We start from the raw sequence: 16,015 nt of genomic DNA on the forward strand, positions 1-16,015 counted from the left end.
CAACGTTCAAACACGTCGCCGCAGCCGTCCCCACGGTCGCTGAGGTGCTGGAGCAGCATCGGGAGAGCCTGCCGCTGCTTCCGAGCCCGAGTTCGTCCAGCGCCTCGGCGCGCTCAGCGGTCAGCGTCGCGCGGCGGCTCTTCACGTTCGACAGCCACACCCAAGCCGGACCCGATGCTCGATGCCATCGTCGACTCAGCCGCGCAGGGCCTTGCGCCGGGCCGCCGGGTGTACCCGGGCCCACGCCTCGGGGAGCTGCCTCTCGTGTGCGCCGGCCGCGGCCCGCTCTGCGCCGTACAACAGGCCCCAGGTGAAGGCGGTGTCGCCCGCCGTATGAGCGGAGACCGCCATGCGGAGCAGGGCTTCGCGGGCCACGACGCCGTCGTGCTGGTCGCCGCTCACCTGCTGGACGGCCTTGGCGCGCTTGCGGAGCCGCTGCGCGGGCTTCCCCAGGGCCGGGCCGGCGGTCTCCGCGGCGTACCGGAGTCGCTTGGCGGTCTTGCGGGCGTGGTGGATCGCGGCGTCGCGCTCGGGTCCGGGGGGCGTCTCCAGCGCGCGGTCCATGCGTTCGGCGAGCCGGTCGTACTCCTTGAGGAGGGCCTTGACCATTACCTTCTTGGGCTTCCCGGCGGCCTTCGGGCGGAGCGGCGGAGCGTCGGTCAGCGCCGCCAGCCGGTTCAGCAGCTCCAGGTAGCGGGGCGAGGCGAGCGCGTCGAGGGTGCGCCGGCGGCCTTCGGCCCGCTGCGCCACGTCCCAGGCCTGCAGCCGCGCGGCGACCGGGCCGCGTACCAGCTCGCCGGGCAGCTCCCGTACGCCGGAGGCCAGCCGCTCGTTGAGCACTTCGTGGTCGCGCTCCGCGCCGAGCGCCCGGGCCAGCCACCGCAGGTCGCGGCGGATCGGATCGGTGACGTCACGAGCGAGGACGGAGCGGTAGGAGCGCAGACAGTTGCGCAGGCGGCGGGCCGTGGTGCGCATCTGATGCACCGCGTCGGGCGTGTCGCGCCGGACGGCCGGGTCGAGGTCCCTGAGCTTCGCGGTCATCCGGTCCAGGTAGGCGAGCACGTGGTCGCCGGCCGACCCCGCGGCGACCCCGCGGCGCTTCTTCGGCGTCCGCTGCGGCAGGCCCGCGGTCCCGGCCAGGGCGCGGACCGCCTTGGCCGGGCTGCCGGCGCGTTCGACGCCGTTCTTGCGCAGCACCTTCTCGAGGTCGTCCAAGAGCGCGGGGTCTTCGCCGTCGGCGAGCTCGACCTCTATCTCCGTCCACACCGCGTGCCCGCCGGACTCCAGCAGCGATTCGGCGTGCACCGCGTCCAAGCTCAGCTCGGCCAGCAGGTCGCCGTCGGCGTCGAGGAGGCGGTGCAGGGAGCGGGTGGAGCGGATCCGCACCACCGGGCGCAGCGGCGCGCCGCGGGTGCGGGACAGAACGAGCTCCCGTAGCTCCCCGGGGACGTCCTCCGACGATGGCGGGGCCTGGATCTCCTCCCGGCCGTCGCCCTCCAGGGGCAGCTTCAGGTGCCACCCGGCGTCGGTGCCGCCGGTTCTGCGGCGCAGCGACGCGTCCGTGCGGGTCAGCCGCAGGTCCCCGGTGTCGTAGTGGACGGCGTCCAGCTCCTGCATCCCGCCCTCTGCCAGCGAGGCGACCGGGTGCACTGCGGTCAGCTCGGGCAGCCAGGGGATGCCCTCGGCCGCTGCCGCCGCGTACTTGCGCTCCGTCTCCTGCTTCGCCTGGGCCATACCGTCGAGGTTGACCAAATCGCACCCCTCAAACCCGTACGAAGACGTTGAATCCAACGAACGGCTGAACGTGGCCGAGGTCGCGGCCGACTTCGCTCGGGTCGAGGGCGCCGACCACCGGGAGCCCCGGCGGCCCGCGAGTCGCAGGCGTTCCACCTGGAGGAGCTGGGGGAATACGAAGAGGCCGAGCGCTACGGGCCGACGGAGCCGCCTACCGCGCCCGCACCGAGGGGGACCGGCCGCCTGACTGCAGGCGGCCCCTCCCGCCGCCGGCATCCCGGGCGCGGGTGTGCGCGGAGGGCGGTCCGGCGGCGGGAGCGGAGCGGTGTCAGGCTGCCGGCACCGGCGGCCACCAGGGACTGCGGGCTGCCGGCACCGGCGGCCACCAGGGACTGCGCTCCCGGATCGCCGACTGGGCACGGGTGACGAGCCCCGGGTAGGACTTGCCGGGGTACCAGGGGGCGGTGGGCAGAGAGTCGAAGCCCGGCACCTTCTCCATGTACCGCACCATCAGCCGCCGCAGCGCGCGGTCGGGTAGCTCGCCGCGCATGGCGCCGACGTTCTCGGTCAGGTGGTCGGGGTCGGAGGTGGCCGGCAGCACGGCGGTGACGGCCGGGTGGCCGAGCACCCACTTCAGGAAGAACTGCGACCAGGTGGCCGCCCCGAACTCCCTCACGAGGTCCGGCACCTCCCGGCCGCGTACGACGTGGTGCAGCCGTGCCTTCTCCAGCGGCATGTTCACCAGGACCGCGACGCCGTTGTCCGCCGCCGCCGGGAGCACGCGCTCCTCGGCGGCGCGGGTACGCACGGAGTAGTGCACCTGGACGAAGTCGACGTCGCCGCGCTCGATCCAGTCGGCAAGCACGTCGAAGTAGGCCGGCTCGTGGTGGGTGACGCCGATGGCGCGGATGCGGCCCTCCCGTTTCCACGCGTGCAGCATCGGCAGGACGCAGTCGATGTTGACCAGGCTGTGTACCTGTACGACATCCAGCGGCCGCCCGCGCGCGAGGCGTTCCATGGAGCGTTCGAGACTGGCCAGCGCGTGGCCCTCGTCCCAGAGGAAGTCGCCGGTGGACCAGATCTTGTCGGCCAGGAACACCCGGTCCTGGAAGCCGGTGAGGGCGGCGCCGGTGTTGGTCTCGGCGGCGCCGTAGAGCGGGGAGGTGTCGACCACCCGGCCGCCCGCCTCGTAGAACTTCCTGACCACCTCGGCGATGTGGCCGGTGGGTGCGCCCGGCAGGGTGTCGAAGGTGGTGAACGTGCCGAGCCCGACGGCCGGCAGCCGCTCCCCGGTGCCCGGCACCTCCCGGGTGATCAGCTCCCGCGACTCCCGCGGCCCGGGTGCGCCGGGCCGCCCCTGCGCCACCGCGGTCCCGGCGCCGGCCGCTGCCGCCGCCACGGCCAGGCCGCCGGTCCCCTGGAGCACGCGGCGCCGGGTGGTGCCGCGGGTGGCTGTCGTCGGGCTGTCGTCGGTCGTCATAGCCAACTCCCATCGGTGGCGGGGCACTTGCCGCTCGGAGCGTAGGCCGGGACGTGGGAGGAACGCACAGACCGGTTTGGTCTGGGCACATACCCTGAAGGTATGTCGCTGGATCTGCGCCTGATGCGCTACGTCATCGCCGTCGCCGAGACCGGCGGCTTCCAGGCCGCCGCCGAGCGGCTGCACATCGCCCAGCCGCCGCTCAGCCGCCAGATACGGCAACTGGAGGGCGAGTTGGGGGTCGCCCTCTTCGAGCGCCGGCCGACCCGGCTCACCGGCGCGGGGCAGGTGTTCGTCGACGCCGCGCGGGAGACGCTGGCCGCCGCCGAGCGGACGGTCGCCGTCACCCGCCGCGCCGCCCGCACCGCCACCGGAACCCTGCGCGTCGGCTACGGGCCGACCACCGCGCACTCCGAGATGCCCCTGCTCCTCGCCGCCCTCGCCGAGGCGCACCCGGAAGTGACCGTGGAGGCGGTCGAGTCCTGGGACCCCGGTCTCGTCGACGGTCTGCGCACCGGCGGGCTCGACGCCGCGCTCGGCCGTCACCTGCCGACCCCGCGGGACTGCCGGGCGCTGACGCTGCGCGCCGAGGAGTACGTCGCCGTGGTGCACGCCGGCCACCGGTACGCCGGCCGCGGTGCCGTGGCCCTGCGCGACCTGCGCGGCGAGACCTTCCGCTTCCTCGCCCGGGACCTGGCCCCCGACTACCACGACGCGGTCCTGGCCGCCGCTCGCAGCACCGGTGAGGACTTCGCCGTCTGGCACAACCCGGTCCCCGGGCTGCGCAACCATCTCGGCGTCCTCACCGACGGCTTCATGCTGCTGCCGCGCTCCGTCGCCGAGCACCTGCTCCCCGCCGCCGCGCGCCTGACCCTCACCGACCCGTTGCCGCCCGTGCCCCTGCGGTTGGTCCACCGCGGCGCGCGGGACGCGCCCGCTCTCGCTGCGCTGGTCCGCACTGCCCGTGCCCTGAGCGCCGCCGAGGGCTGGACCGCCGGCACCTCCCCCGACGCCGGCTCCGATGCCTGAACGACCGACTCGGCGTGTGGTGGAGGAGCGGTGGGGGAGGGCGGGGCGGAAGGTGAGCATGCGCCTGTGGAGTACGGTCATCCGGGCGGCCGAGACGCGGAGTGAGCGTCGTCCCATGGCGGGTACTGCCATTGCCGGACGGAGCCTGCTTCGTGTTCTACGGCTCTTCCCTGGCGGGGCCTTCTTCGGGCTCTACGCTCCTGGCCTTGATCAGCGGAGAGATGAGCAGGTCGTACACCGCGACTCCGGCGAGTCCGCCGATGAGCGGGCCGACAATGGGGATCCACCAATAGCCGCTGAACCACTCGAACGTGCCGGGGAAAGCGATAGAGCCCCAGCCTTCGAAATACGTGAACAATCGGGGACCGAAGTCACGTGCGGGATTGATTGCGTATCCTGCGTTTGTGCCGAAAGTCAAACCGATCGCGACGACCACCAAACCGATGAGGAACGGGTGGAGATTGGACATCGGGGCAGTGTTGCGCTTGTCGATGAGTGCGCAGATCAGCAGAAGCAGGATGCCGGTCCCCACGATCTGGTCGAGCAAGGGGCCCCACCAGGAGTCTCCGAAGTATTCGGCGGGGAACGTGGCGAAGATCGAGTAGGTGGGCAGCGATTTGTCTCGCGGGACGCCCGCTTTTGTGTTGGCCGCGTCGATGGCCCACCTGTAGGACGCGTAGACGAGCGCGGCGGCGACGAAGGCACCCACGACCTGCGCCAGCCAGTAGGGCAGGACCTTCCTCCAGGGGAAATCCCGTCGAGCCGCGAAGCCGAGGGTCACTGCGGGGTTGAGGTGTGCTCCACTGACGCCTCCGGCCACATACACGCCGAATACCACGGCGAGCCCCCATCCCCACGAGATGATGAGCCAGTTGGCGGGCCCGAAGTCGCCCGTTTGCCGGCCTGATCCCGGCAGGCCGGCGACTGCGACAGCCACCGACCCGACACCCAGCAGAATCAGGACGAACGTGCCCAGGAACTCGGCAGCCATCTCGCCGCCGAGTCCTTGTCGATACCCGCGTCGACGAACGATGCGTTCAGCCATGTACCCTCCTCGGTCAGAAAGCAACGGAACCTTTCATTCCTCACCCGAAAGGCAGGGCAATTCGGGGTGGGCGCGCCGGTGAATCCACAGATTTCACCTACACGGAGCAATCCGCAGGACAGGCAGTGAGCCTCTTCAGCGTTGCAACGCCAGGGTGAGAACGGCCTTGGTGATGACGTCATGCGGGTGGGACTGCATCGGGATCTGCGGGAGATCCGCCATGACTTCAGGCGGCAACGCCGTGTTTGACGGGTTTGCAGCGCCGGTCGCCCTCGCGAGTGACAAGCAGCATGGTGACCCACTCCACGAGCGCACGCGGCAGGGCGAGTGCGGCAGGATGGATGACCAACGAGGCTCCCGAGCTAGGGGATTGGGACGTCCGACATCTCGATCAACAGCCCGGGGCCTCGCTCGTCGCGGCTCGCGAACCGTCACCTGATCGGTGGCCACCTCGAAGGAGCTCACTGTCGTTCAGCTGCCCTCATACTCACCGGGCCTCAACCCGCAGGAGGGCGCCGTGAGACCGATCGTGCGGTGCCCGTCGCCTCGACCTGGTTCAGGGGTGGACGAATGGCGGTGGATGTGACGTTCGGGCGAGGCGCCTCGCCCACTCATCACCGTGCGACCAGCGCGTGACCTGGCACCGGGGTAACGGGCCCTGACAAAGTCGGGCGGACCGCCGTCGTTGGGCGGCCGATCAAGTCCGGCCATGTGACGGACTTCGACGAGTTGCTGCGCCCGGGTCCACGGCACCTGACTGAGAGGGCTTGACCAGCATCGGAGGCGGACACCGCCACGCCGGCGAGTTGGTCGGCGTCGGCGCGCTTCGGCGGCTCCGGCACCACAGCCGCATCCGACGCGATATTCAGGTGGCTCTCAGAGTTCTTTGAGGTTTCTCCTCTACACCGGAAGGTGTGACCCTCAGCCCTGACGCCCACGCCACTGTCCTTGTCGTCGATGACGAGGAGAACATTCGCGACCTGCTGTCGCAGACGCTCCGGCTGGTCGGGTTCGACGTGCGGACGGCGGCGAGCGGGTTCGAGGCGCTGACGGCGGCAGAGGCGAAGGCTCCGGGGCTCGTGGTGCTGGACGTGATGCTGCCGGACATCGACGGGTTCGAAGTGGCCCGACGGCTTCGTGCCGGCGGAGGGAAGGCGCCGGTGCTGTTCCTGACCGCGCGGGACACGGTGGCCGACCGGGTGGCCGGCCTGACGGCGGGTGGCGACGACTACGTGGCCAAGCCGTTCAGCCTGGAGGAGGTGGTCCTGCGGATCCGGGCCATCCTGCGGCGTACCCGGGCGGCCCCGGCGGAGCCGGCCGCGCCGGCTGACAGCGAGGTGCTGCGCTACGCGGATCTGGAGCTGGACGAGGGCGCGTACGAGGTGCGCCGCGGCGGGCGTCTGGTGGAGCTGACTCCGACGGAGTTCAGGCTGCTGTGGTTTCTGCTGGCGAACGCCGGGCGAGTGGTCAGCAAGGCACAGGTCCTCGACCGGGTGTGGTCCTACGACTTCGGCGGCGACAGCCGGATCGTCGAGTCGTACGTCTACCACCTGCGCAAGAAGCTCGACGCGCACGGGCCGCGGCTCATCCACACCGTGCGCGGCGTCGGCTACGCGCTGCGCCTGCCGCGGGACCGGAGTTGACGCACCGGCCACCGCAGCCTGCCGCCCCGGCACCACGGCGCGGCAGGCCGCGGTGGCGGGTGCGGGGCTGGCGCCGCTGGACGCTGCGGGCGCGGCTGGCGGTGGTGATCGCGGCGCTGGCCGCGCTGGCCCTCGTCGCCGTCAACGGTGCGGCACTGGTGCTGTTGCAGGCGTACCTCGTCGATCGCGTGGACCAGCAGCTGGCCAACACGGGCAGTTCGTCGGCCCTCGACAGGGAGCGCATCGCGGAGCTGAAGGCGGGGCCCCTGGGCGACGGCGGCTCGGCCGAACACATCCTGTCGCAGCGTGCCGGGGCGACGACCCGGATCTACGCGGTAGCCGAGGACGGCAGCGTCGAGCAGTTTCCCGAGGAGGCCGAGTCGCCGGGGCCGCGGCTGCCGGGGCGCGCCGAGTTGGCCGCGCGCGCCGGCGACCCGCCGTTCACGGTGCCCGCCGAGGAGGGGGACGCCGACTGGCGCGTGGCCGTGGGGCCCAAGGAGGCCGACGCGGATGACGAGTTGACCGTGACGGCCACCTCACTGGCGACGGTACAGGCCACGTACGAGCGGCTGCTGCTGATCGACCTGGCGGTCACCGCCGGTGTGCTGGCGGTGCTGGCGGTCACCGCGGCGCTGGTCGTCCGGGTGGGCCTGCGGCCGCTGACGCGGATGACGGTGACCGCCGGCGCCATCGCCGCAGGCGACTTCTCCCGCCGCGTGGACGACGCGGACGCGCACACCGAGCCGGGCCGGCTCGGCGCAGCGATGAACGCGATGCTCGCCCGGGTGGAATCCGAGATGGCCGCCCGAGTGCTGTCCGAGCAGCGGCTGCGCCGGTTCCTCGCGGATGCGTCCCACGAGTTGCGTACGCCGCTGACGTCGATGCGCGGCTTCGCCGAGCTGTACCGGCGCGGTGGGGACCCGGCGGATGCGATGCGGCGGATCGAGGCCGAGGCGCAGCGGATGGGGGTGCTCGTGGAGGATCTGCTGCTGCTCGCGCGGCTGGACGAGCAGCGCGGGCTGGAGTGCCGCCCCGTCGACATGCTGGAGCTGTGCGCGGATCTGCTGCGCGATCTGCACGCCAGGTCGCCGGGGCGGCACATCCGCCTGGCCGGGCTGGACGACGCGGGCCTGCCCGAGCCCGTGGTGGTGGCCGGGGACCCCCTGCGGCTGCGGCAGGTGGTGGGCAACCTGCTGGCCAACGCCGATCGGCACACCCCACCGGACGCCGTGATCACGGTGCGGGTGGGACGGGCCGCCGCGGTCGGGCATCCGGTGGGCGGGGGGTCTCAGCCGGCCGCCGGCCGGAACGCGGGGGACGGCGTCGTCGCGGTGGCGGGCACCGGGCCCGCCGCGGGGACGGCGGCCGCAGTGGTGGAGGTGGCCGACACCGGTGCCGGTGTGCCGGCCGGGCACGCCCCGTACGTCTTCGAGCGGCTCTACCGGGCCGACACGGCGCGCCCACGCGGCGGCAGCGGTCTCGGCCTCGCCATCGCCGCCGGACTGGCGCAGTCGCACGGCGGGCGCATCGAGCTGGCCGACCGGCCTCCCGGCTCGGGGGCGGTCTTCCGGCTGCTGCTCCCGGTGGAGTGAGGCGGGCCCGCTTCCGCCCGTACCGCGCGCTCGTGTGTGACTTCCAGCTTTCTTTCAGGCGCTGTCGAGGCGCGGCGCAGAGCACGGCCAGGCTGGGCTGCCAGCATCGCCGCTCGTAGCGAACAGCGACGAGGAGGAGTGGCGATGAAGTGCAACAGGACATGGATACGCATGCGGGCGACCGCGGCGTTGCTGGCGGCGCTGGCGGTGTGTTCCACGGGGCTGCTCGCCGGCTGCGGATCCGGCGGGGACGACAGCTCCCAGGTGGCCACCGTCGAGGACGGGAAGTCCGGCGGTGCCAAGGACGACTCGGACGGTGACGACGCGGCGCAGGCGCAGGAGTTCGTCGACTGCATGCGCGCCAACGGCATCGAGATGGAGGACCCCGACCCGCAGACGGGAAAGCTGAACCTCGAGGAGATCGTCGGCGGCGGCGCCGACCGGAAGGCGCTGAGCGAGGGACTCGACGCCTGCCGTGATGTGGCCCCGCAGTCGTTGCAGGACGCGGGGGAGAGCAAGCAGAACCCGGAGGCGCTGCAGGAGTTCACCGACTGTATGCGCGACAACGGCGTGGCGATGGAGGACCCGGGCCCCGAGGGCATCGACCCCCAGGCCATGCCGACGGAGGACGCCGACTACCAGAGCGCGCTGGACACCTGCCGCGACAAGCTCGTCGTGGGCTCCGGAGGCGACCGGTGACCCCCGGGGACGACATCGGCAGGCGGCACGGTGCACGCGAGGACGCCGGTTTCGACGGCGGTGCCGTCGAGGACGATGCCGTCGAGGGCGGCGGCTTCGAGGACGGCGCCGGGACCGGCACCGTGGCGCCCGATGCCCCGAAGCGGGGCCGCCGCGGGGGACGTTCGGCGCGTGCCGTCGGGGCGGGCGCCGCCGTCGTCACGGTGGCGTGCGTGGTCGGCATCGCCGCCACCGGCGCCTTCGGCGGTGACGGCGGCGAGCCGGAGCCGACCGCGCCGTCCGCCCCGCCGAAGACGGCGAAGGTGGAACGCACCACGCTCACCCGCACCGAGACCGTCGACGGCAACCTCGGCTACGGGACCGCCACCGCCGTCCAGGCCGCTACCCCGGCACCGCCCGCGACGGGCGGCGACTCCTCCGGCCCGGCGGCCGGGTCCTCCGGGTCCGGCTCCTCCCAGGACGGGCAGAGCGACGGGGCCGCGGCCGGCAGCGGCGTCGTCACCTGGCTGCCGGACCCCGGTGACGTCGTCAAGCGCGGCGCGGCCGTCTACAGCATCGACGAGGGCAAGGTGCCGCTGCTGTACGGCTCGACCCCCCTCTACCGCACCCTCGACGTGGGAGCCGAGGGCAAGGACGTCCAGATGCTCGAAGCCAACCTCGCGGCGCTCGGCCACTCCGGCTTCACCGTCGACGACACGTACACCGACGGCACCGCGAGCGCCGTCGAGAGCTGGCAGGAGGACCTCGGGCGCGAACAGACCGGCACCGTCGCCATCGGGGACGCCGTCGTCGCAGGCGGGGCCAGGCGGATCGCCGACGTCCAGGCCGTACGCGGCAGCGCCCCCTCGGGGTCCATCCTGACCTGGACCGGCACCGAGCGGATCGTCACCGTCGACCTGGAGGTGCAGTACGAGGACCTGGTCGACGAGGGCACCGAGGGCACCGTCGAGCTGCCCGACGGCACCACCGTGGCCGCCGAGGTCACCGACGTGGGCACCGCGGCCACCGCCGAGCCCTCCGACGCCGGCGGAGGCGACGCGGCGCCGGGCGCCGCGGCGGAGGCCACGCTGCCGGTCACCCTGGCGGTCGGGAAGCAGAAGGAACTGGGCCGCTATGAGGCCGCGCCCGTCGACGTCACGGTCACCGCCGAGACCCGCGAGGACGTACTCGCCGTGCCGATCAACGCCCTCGTGGCGCTCCAGGAGGGCGGCTACGCGCTGGAGACGGTCGGCGCCAAGGGCATCGCGTACGTGCCCGTCGAGCTCGGCATCTTCGCCGGCGGCATGGTCGAGGTCTCCGGCGAGGGCGTCAGCGCCGGCATGGTCGTGGGAGTCCCGAAGTGACCGACGCGAACGGCGCCCCCGCCACCCCCGTGCTGGAGCTGCACGGCGTGTCCAAGACGTACGCGGACGTGCACGCCCTGGCCGGCGCCGACCTGACCGTACGCCGCGGCGAACTGCTCGCCGTCGTCGGCCCGTCCGGCTCCGGCAAGTCCACCCTGCTCAACATCATGGGCACCCTCGCCCGCCCCACCACCGGCGCCGTCCGCGTGGACGGCCACGACATCGACGAGCTGACCGACCGTGAGCTGTCGGCGCTGCGGGCCACCGCCATCGGCTTCGTCTTCCAGCAGTTCCACCTGGCGCCGGGGGTACGGGCGCTGGACGCCGTCGCCGACGGGCTGCTCTACAGCGGCCGGCCGCTGCGCCGCCGGCGCCGGCTGGCCGAGCAGACGCTGCGCCGCGTCGGCCTGGGACACCGGCTCGGGCACGAACCCCACCAGCTCTCCGGCGGCGAGAAACAGCGCGTGGCCATCGCCCGTGCGGTGGCCGGCGCACCGGCGCTGCTGCTCGCCGACGAGCCCACCGGTGCGCTCGACTCCCGCTCCGGGGCGGCGGTGATGGAGCTGCTGCACGGCCTGCACCGGGCCGGCACGACCGTCGTCGTCATCACCCACGACCGGGAGATCGCCGCCGCGCTGCCCCGCGAGGTACGGCTCAGGGACGGGCGGATCGAGACCGACACCGCCGACGGGGGCGGCCGCACCGGCCCCACACGTGCCGACCGTCCCGGCGCCCGCGACCGCCGCGCCCTCCGGGAGGCAAGGCCGTGACCGCCACCGCACCACCGGCCGCCCCCGCCCGGCGCCTCCGCCCCGCCCGGCTCAGCCCCCTCGACGTGCTGCGCACCGGCGGCTCCGGGCTGCGTTCGCGCCCCGCGCGGGTGTTCCTCTCCGCGCTCGGCATCGCCATCGGCATCGCCGCCATGATCGGCGTGGTCGGCATCTCCACCTCCTCGACGGAGGAACTGGACCGCAAGCTCGACGCACTGGGCACCAACCTGCTCACCGTCGCGCCCGGTGAGACCGTCGGCGGCGGCGAGGCCCACCTGCCTGCCGAGGCCACCGAGATGATCGGCGACATCGCCCCCGTCCAGTCCGTCTCCGCCGTCGGCCTGACCGAGGCCCGGGTCTACCGCAACGACCGCATACCGGCTGAGGAAACCGGCGGCATCGGCGTCTACGCGGCACGCACCGACCTGCCCGCGACCGTCGGCGCCCGGGTCACCGGCGGGCGCTGGCTGAACACCGCCGACACCGCCTACCCGGCCGTCGTACTCGGCCCCGACGCGGCGGCCCAACTGGGCGTGCACGCCGCCGGACCCGGGGTGCAGGTCTGGCTGGGCGGGCGGTGGTTCACCGTCGTCGGCCTGCTCGCCCCCACGGAACTCGCCCCCGAACTCGACGCCGCCGCCCTCATCGGCTGGCCGGCCGCGGAGCAGGAGGTCGGCTTCAACGGCTACGCGACCACCATCTACACGCGCACCGAGGAAACGGCGGTCGAGGACGTCCAGGCCGTGCTCGGCGCCACGGCGAACCCGCAGGAGCCGACCTCCGTCGAGGTCTCCCGCCCCTCCGACGCGCTGGCGGCCAAGGAGGCCACCGACGACGCGCTGAACGGGCTGCTGCTCGGACTCGGAGCAGTGGCGCTGCTGGTCGGCGGCGTCGGGGTGGCCAACACCATGGTCATCTCGGTGCTGGAGCGGCGCGCGGAGATCGGCCTGCGCCGCTCGCTGGGCGCCACCCGCGGCCAGATACGCACCCAGTTCCTCTGCGAGTCGCTGCTGCTGTCCGCCCTCGGCGGGATCGGCGGCGTACTGCTGGGCATCGGCGTCACCGCCGGCTACGCCTCGTACCAGGGCTGGCCCGCCGTCGTACCCCTGTGGGCGATGGCCGGCGGTGTCGGTGCCACCCTCGCCATCGGCGCGCTCGCGGGCTTCTACCCCGCCGTCCGCGCCGCCCGCCTGCCTCCCACGGAAGCCCTCGCCGCCAGGTGACACTCACCGGCAGCCTCAGGCCACCATGATGCCCGTCAAACCCGCGGGAGCCCCGGCCGGGCCCCGGCCCGGGCCCCGCCGGGTTCCGCACCGGTCACGGGCGGGCGTCCAGGGCCACCGGGGGCAGGTCCGCGATCTCGAAGTGGGTGACGGTGCGGTCGTAGTCGAGAACGACGGACCGGGCCGCGGGCTCGACCGCGGCGACCGTCGGATCGGAGCCGGCGAGGGCACGGACAGCGTCGAAGCACTCCCACACGGTCAGTACCCGTATGTGCACGAGCCCCGCGTCGGTCCGGGTCAGCAGAAAGGCGGAGTGAAAGCCGGGTAGCGCACGCAGCCGCGGCAATACGGCGGCCGTGAAGTGCCGGGTGTACTCGCCGGCGCCCTCGGGGGTGGCGGTCGCGCTCCAGTCACGCAGGATCATCGCCGGTGTCCTCTCGTACGGTTGCGGGGTGGGGGTCTTCCCCGGGCGACAGTCTCGGCCCGGCCACAGGGCTCCGGCTTGAACATCCGTGCTCATCCGCACCCCGGCCTACGATGAGTCGATGCGGCACACCACGCCTCTCGCCCGGGGTGACGGCTTCACCCTCGAAGAGCAGCGGATGCACTCCGACACCGACCGCTGGTGGCCCGTGCAAGCCCACGCCCGTCACGCGCTGGTCCTCGGCCGCCGGGGCTCGTACGCCGTGCGGCTGCGGGGCTGGCAGGCAACCCTCGATCCGGTCAGCGCCTTCGCCGCCGCCCCCGGCGACGAGCAGACCATCGCCCACGGCGCCGGCGCCCGCGACATGTGCACCGTCCTGACCCTCGAGCCGCCCCTGCTCGACGACCTCACCGCGGGCGGCGCGGGGCTGCCCGACCGGCCCGTCGCCGTCGACGGCCGCACGCAACTGCGCCACCGCCTCCTGCTGCGGCACACCCGGCGCGGCGCAGACCCCTTCGCCGTCTTCGAAGAGGCGATCCGGCTGGCCACCGCCGTCCTGAGGCAGCCCGCCCCGCGGCCCGCCGGGGCGCAGCGCCCGGCCACGCTGCGGGCCCAGCGGCGCATCGTGCGCGACGCCCGCGATCTGCTGGCCGCCGACCCGGCCGGGCTCTCCCCGGCACAACTGGCCCGTGCGCTGGGCGTCTCACCGCACCACCTCAGCCGGATCTTCCACCGCCACCACGGGCGGACACTCAGCCAGTTCCGTCTTCAACTGCGCATCCACCACGCCCTCGACCGCATCGAGGCCGGCGAGTCCGACCTGTCCGGCCTCGCCGCCGATCTCGGCTTCGCCGACCACGCCCACCTCACCCGGACGCTGCGCACCCACGTCGGCCACCCGCCCACCGCGCTGCGCCGTCTCCTCGGCACCGACGGCCCGGGCGGTCCGCCCGCGTAGCCCCTGCGGTGTCCGTGACCGCGAGAACAGCCGGGGACCAGCCGAATCGACCCCGGCCCTCCTTGACCGGCCCCGGACCACCGCCGCGCCACCGGTCCGCCCCTCACCCATACGTCCCTCCCCGGGCCGCCGAGCCGAGTAATCGCGTAGGGAGGCGAATCGGGACAGAACGCATGTTAAGAACACATGGGCACCTGAACGGCTGAGATTGCGAAGATCGTCTTCACGTCCGGTACTTGAGGCGGACCTTCGGGGTTCCGCATCGCGGGGGAGGTGCCCGGGGCCGCCGCCGTCCTAGTTTGTGGCGGGACCGAAACCCCAGCGTTCGTACCGAAGAGACGCGCGGCGCCCCGCTTCCCGAGTGAGCGCACGCCGCCCGCCGTCCTCCGCCACCGCCTCACCCGCACCCCTAGCTCCGCCGCCGCCTTACCGCCCCCTGCCCTGAAACCGCCGGGCCGCGGGTCCGCAGCCGGCAACGGCGGGCGGGCGGCGCGCGTGTCGCCCCGCGTACAGGAGACCGCCCATGGCCCTCACCCGGCCCGCCGCCCCCGCCCGCCGCCTTCAGGCGCCCGCCCTGCCCGCAGGCGCCATCCTCCGCCGGTCCGACCCGCCGCCATGGCTGTTCGCCCTGGCCCCCGCCGTCGTCACCCTCGTCCTCGGGCTGTGGGGGCTCACCCGACGGGGGTCGATGTGGTGGGACGAGGCCGCCACGTACGACATGGCGCGGCGCGGCCTCCCCGAACTCCTCGACGCGCTCGCCACCGTGGACGCGGTCCACGGCCTGTACTACCTGCTGATGCACGGGGTGTTCGCGGTGTTCGGCGACAGCCTGTACGCGCTGCGCCTGCCCTCGCTGCTCGCCATGTCCGCCGCGGCCGCCGGCGTCGCGCTGCTCGGCGGCCGCCTGGCGGGGCCCCGCGCCGGGCTGCTCGCGGGCGTGGCCTTCGCGCTGCTGCCCGCGGTCCAGCGCTACGCGCAGGAGGGCCGCTCGTACGCCCTCGTCTGCGCCGCCGTCACCTGGTCGACCTGGCTCTTCGTACGCGCCCTGGAAGAGCGCCGGACCCGGCTGTGGGCGGGCTACGGGACGGTGGCCCTCACCGGCTGCCTGCTGCACGAGTTCGCGGTGCTCGCCGTCGCCGCGCACGGTGCCGTCCTGTGGGTCTCGCCGCGCTCCCGCCGCGACCGGCGGGCCTGGACCCGGACGGCGGGCGCAGTGGCGGCGGCGCTGGCCCCGCTGGCCGTGCTCAGCTCCCGGCAGTCGGCGCAGGTGGCCTGGATAGGACCGCCCGGCGCCGGCGCGCTCCTCGGCTACGTCGTCCCCGCCCTCGCCGGCCTGCTCTGCGCCGCGCTCCTCCCGGCGGCCGCGCGGCCGCTGCGGTCCATGGCACTGGCGCTGCTGATCCTGCCCGGCGGACTCCTGCTGCTCTCCTCCGCGATCGTGCCGCTCTACGTCTCCCGCTACGTCCTCTACGAGGAGGTCGGCCTCGCGCTGCTCCTCGGCGCCGCGCTGGACCACCTCTGGCGCCGCCGGTGCCACCGGCGGCTGCTCGCAGCCCTCGCCGCGGCGGGCGCGCTGGTCGCGCTGGTCCCGGTCGGGCTGCATCTGCGCGGCCCGGAGAGCCGCCAGGACGACCTTGGCGCCATCGCCCGCGCCGTCCAGGCGCAGGGGCGGCCCGGCGACGGGCTGCTCTTCATGCCGGGCAGGCGCCGCGGCTGGCAGGCGGCCGACCCCGCGGCGTACGCCGGGCTGGTCGACCTCGCCCTGCGGAAGGACCCGCGTACGTCCGGGACCCTCTACGGCATGGAACTGCCGCCCGCCGCCGTCCACGCCCGGATGCTCCGGGCCGACCGGATCATCGCGCTGCGCGACCCGGTCGGAGCACCGGCCGACGCCGCCCGCGTCGAAGAAGTGAAACGGACAGTCCTGCGGGCGCACTTCCGCCCCTGCGGCACCACGGAGGTGCACGGCGCGCGCGTCACGGTCTACGCCCGGCCCGGCCGCTGCGACCCGGCGTAGTACCTGAGGAGGACCCGCCCGGATCCGTATCCGGAAGGACGCCGCCGGGCCCCGCACG

13 protein-coding genes and 1 pseudogene are annotated in these 16,015 nt (G+C 73.7%); 9 read left to right on the forward strand and 5 right to left on the reverse strand.

Annotated features, from left to right (window positions below):
* Positions 1 to 195: 195 nt before the first annotated feature.
* Both LG396_RS26595 and LG396_RS26600 read right to left on the reverse strand, forming a co-directional pair.
* Positions 196 to 1,734 carry a CYTH and CHAD domain-containing protein gene (locus LG396_RS26595; protein ID WP_225796690.1) on the reverse strand — a complete coding sequence of 513 codons (1,539 nt, stop codon included), beginning with the start codon at positions 1,732 to 1,734 and terminating at the stop codon, positions 196 to 198.
* Between the two features lie 328 nt (positions 1,735 to 2,062).
* Entirely contained in the window at positions 2,063 to 3,214 is a 1,152-nt protein-coding gene (locus LG396_RS26600) for an aldo/keto reductase (RefSeq protein ID WP_225796691.1), read from the reverse strand.
* Between the two features lie 102 nt (positions 3,215 to 3,316).
* Here LG396_RS26600 and LG396_RS26605 point away from each other — a divergent pair, with 102 nt between their 5' ends.
* Positions 3,317 to 4,243: a LysR family transcriptional regulator gene (locus LG396_RS26605; RefSeq protein ID WP_225796692.1), complete on the forward strand. Its 927-nt coding sequence runs from the start codon at positions 3,317 to 3,319 to the stop codon at positions 4,241 to 4,243.
* Positions 4,244 to 4,400: 157 nt separating this feature from the next.
* Here the strand turns inward: LG396_RS26605 and LG396_RS26610 are convergent, their stop codons facing one another.
* Positions 4,401 to 5,288: an MIP/aquaporin family protein gene (locus LG396_RS26610; RefSeq protein ID WP_225796693.1), complete on the reverse strand. Its 888-nt coding sequence runs from the start codon at positions 5,286 to 5,288 to the stop codon at positions 4,401 to 4,403.
* A 253-nt stretch (positions 5,289 to 5,541) separates the two neighbouring features.
* Positions 5,542 to 5,637, reverse strand: a pseudogene (locus tag LG396_RS26615) (IS5/IS1182 family transposase); the annotation flags it as partial.
* Between the two features lie 565 nt (positions 5,638 to 6,202).
* On the opposite strand from LG396_RS26615, the gene LG396_RS26620 reads away from it, so the two are divergent.
* The 6 genes from LG396_RS26620 to LG396_RS26645 all read left to right on the forward strand — a co-directional run bounded on the left by LG396_RS26620 (position 6,203) and on the right by LG396_RS26645 (position 12,558).
* Complete coding sequence (locus LG396_RS26620; RefSeq protein WP_100301862.1) at positions 6,203 to 6,931, forward strand: response regulator transcription factor; 729 nt, start codon at positions 6,203 to 6,205, stop codon at positions 6,929 to 6,931.
* 59 nt (positions 6,932 to 6,990) lie between these two features.
* Positions 6,991 to 8,523, forward strand: a complete 1,533-nt coding sequence (locus LG396_RS26625) for a sensor histidine kinase (RefSeq protein WP_225796694.1) — start codon at positions 6,991 to 6,993, stop codon at positions 8,521 to 8,523.
* A gap of 144 nt (positions 8,524 to 8,667) precedes the next feature.
* Positions 8,668 to 9,222 carry a hypothetical protein gene (locus tag LG396_RS26630; protein ID WP_225796695.1) on the forward strand — a complete coding sequence of 185 codons (555 nt, stop codon included), beginning with the start codon at positions 8,668 to 8,670 and terminating at the stop codon, positions 9,220 to 9,222.
* Positions 9,219 to 10,565 (forward strand): peptidoglycan-binding protein, encoded by a 1,347-nt coding sequence (locus tag LG396_RS26635; protein WP_225796696.1) that lies wholly within the window; start codon positions 9,219 to 9,221, stop codon positions 10,563 to 10,565. The genes LG396_RS26630 and LG396_RS26635 overlap by 4 nt, the downstream gene beginning before the upstream one ends.
* Positions 10,562 to 11,335 (forward strand): ABC transporter ATP-binding protein, encoded by a 774-nt coding sequence (locus LG396_RS26640; RefSeq protein ID WP_037751261.1) that lies wholly within the window; start codon positions 10,562 to 10,564, stop codon positions 11,333 to 11,335. Before LG396_RS26635 ends, LG396_RS26640 begins: the two co-directional genes overlap by 4 nt.
* Positions 11,332 to 12,558 carry an ABC transporter permease gene (locus LG396_RS26645; protein ID WP_225796697.1) on the forward strand — a complete coding sequence of 409 codons (1,227 nt, stop codon included), beginning with the start codon at positions 11,332 to 11,334 and terminating at the stop codon, positions 12,556 to 12,558. Before LG396_RS26640 ends, LG396_RS26645 begins: the two co-directional genes overlap by 4 nt.
* A gap of 94 nt (positions 12,559 to 12,652) precedes the next feature.
* On the opposite strand, the gene LG396_RS26650 is transcribed toward LG396_RS26645, so the two are convergent.
* Positions 12,653 to 12,982 (reverse strand): antibiotic biosynthesis monooxygenase family protein, encoded by a 330-nt coding sequence (locus tag LG396_RS26650; protein WP_225796698.1) that lies wholly within the window; start codon positions 12,980 to 12,982, stop codon positions 12,653 to 12,655.
* Between the two features lie 121 nt (positions 12,983 to 13,103).
* Between LG396_RS26650 and LG396_RS26655 the strand changes: the two genes are divergently transcribed.
* A complete protein-coding gene (locus LG396_RS26655; protein ID WP_225796699.1) occupies positions 13,104 to 13,940 on the forward strand; it encodes a helix-turn-helix domain-containing protein in 837 nt (278 codons plus the stop codon).
* Between the two features lie 523 nt (positions 13,941 to 14,463).
* Positions 14,464 to 15,957, forward strand: a complete 1,494-nt coding sequence (locus LG396_RS26660; protein WP_225796700.1) for a glycosyltransferase family 39 protein — start codon at positions 14,464 to 14,466, stop codon at positions 15,955 to 15,957.
* The last annotated feature ends 58 nt before the right edge of the window (positions 15,958 to 16,015 follow it).

Source organism: Streptomyces aculeolatus (genome assembly GCF_020400605.1).
Classification (GTDB): domain Bacteria; phylum Actinomycetota; class Actinomycetes; order Streptomycetales; family Streptomycetaceae; genus Streptomyces; species Streptomyces aculeolatus.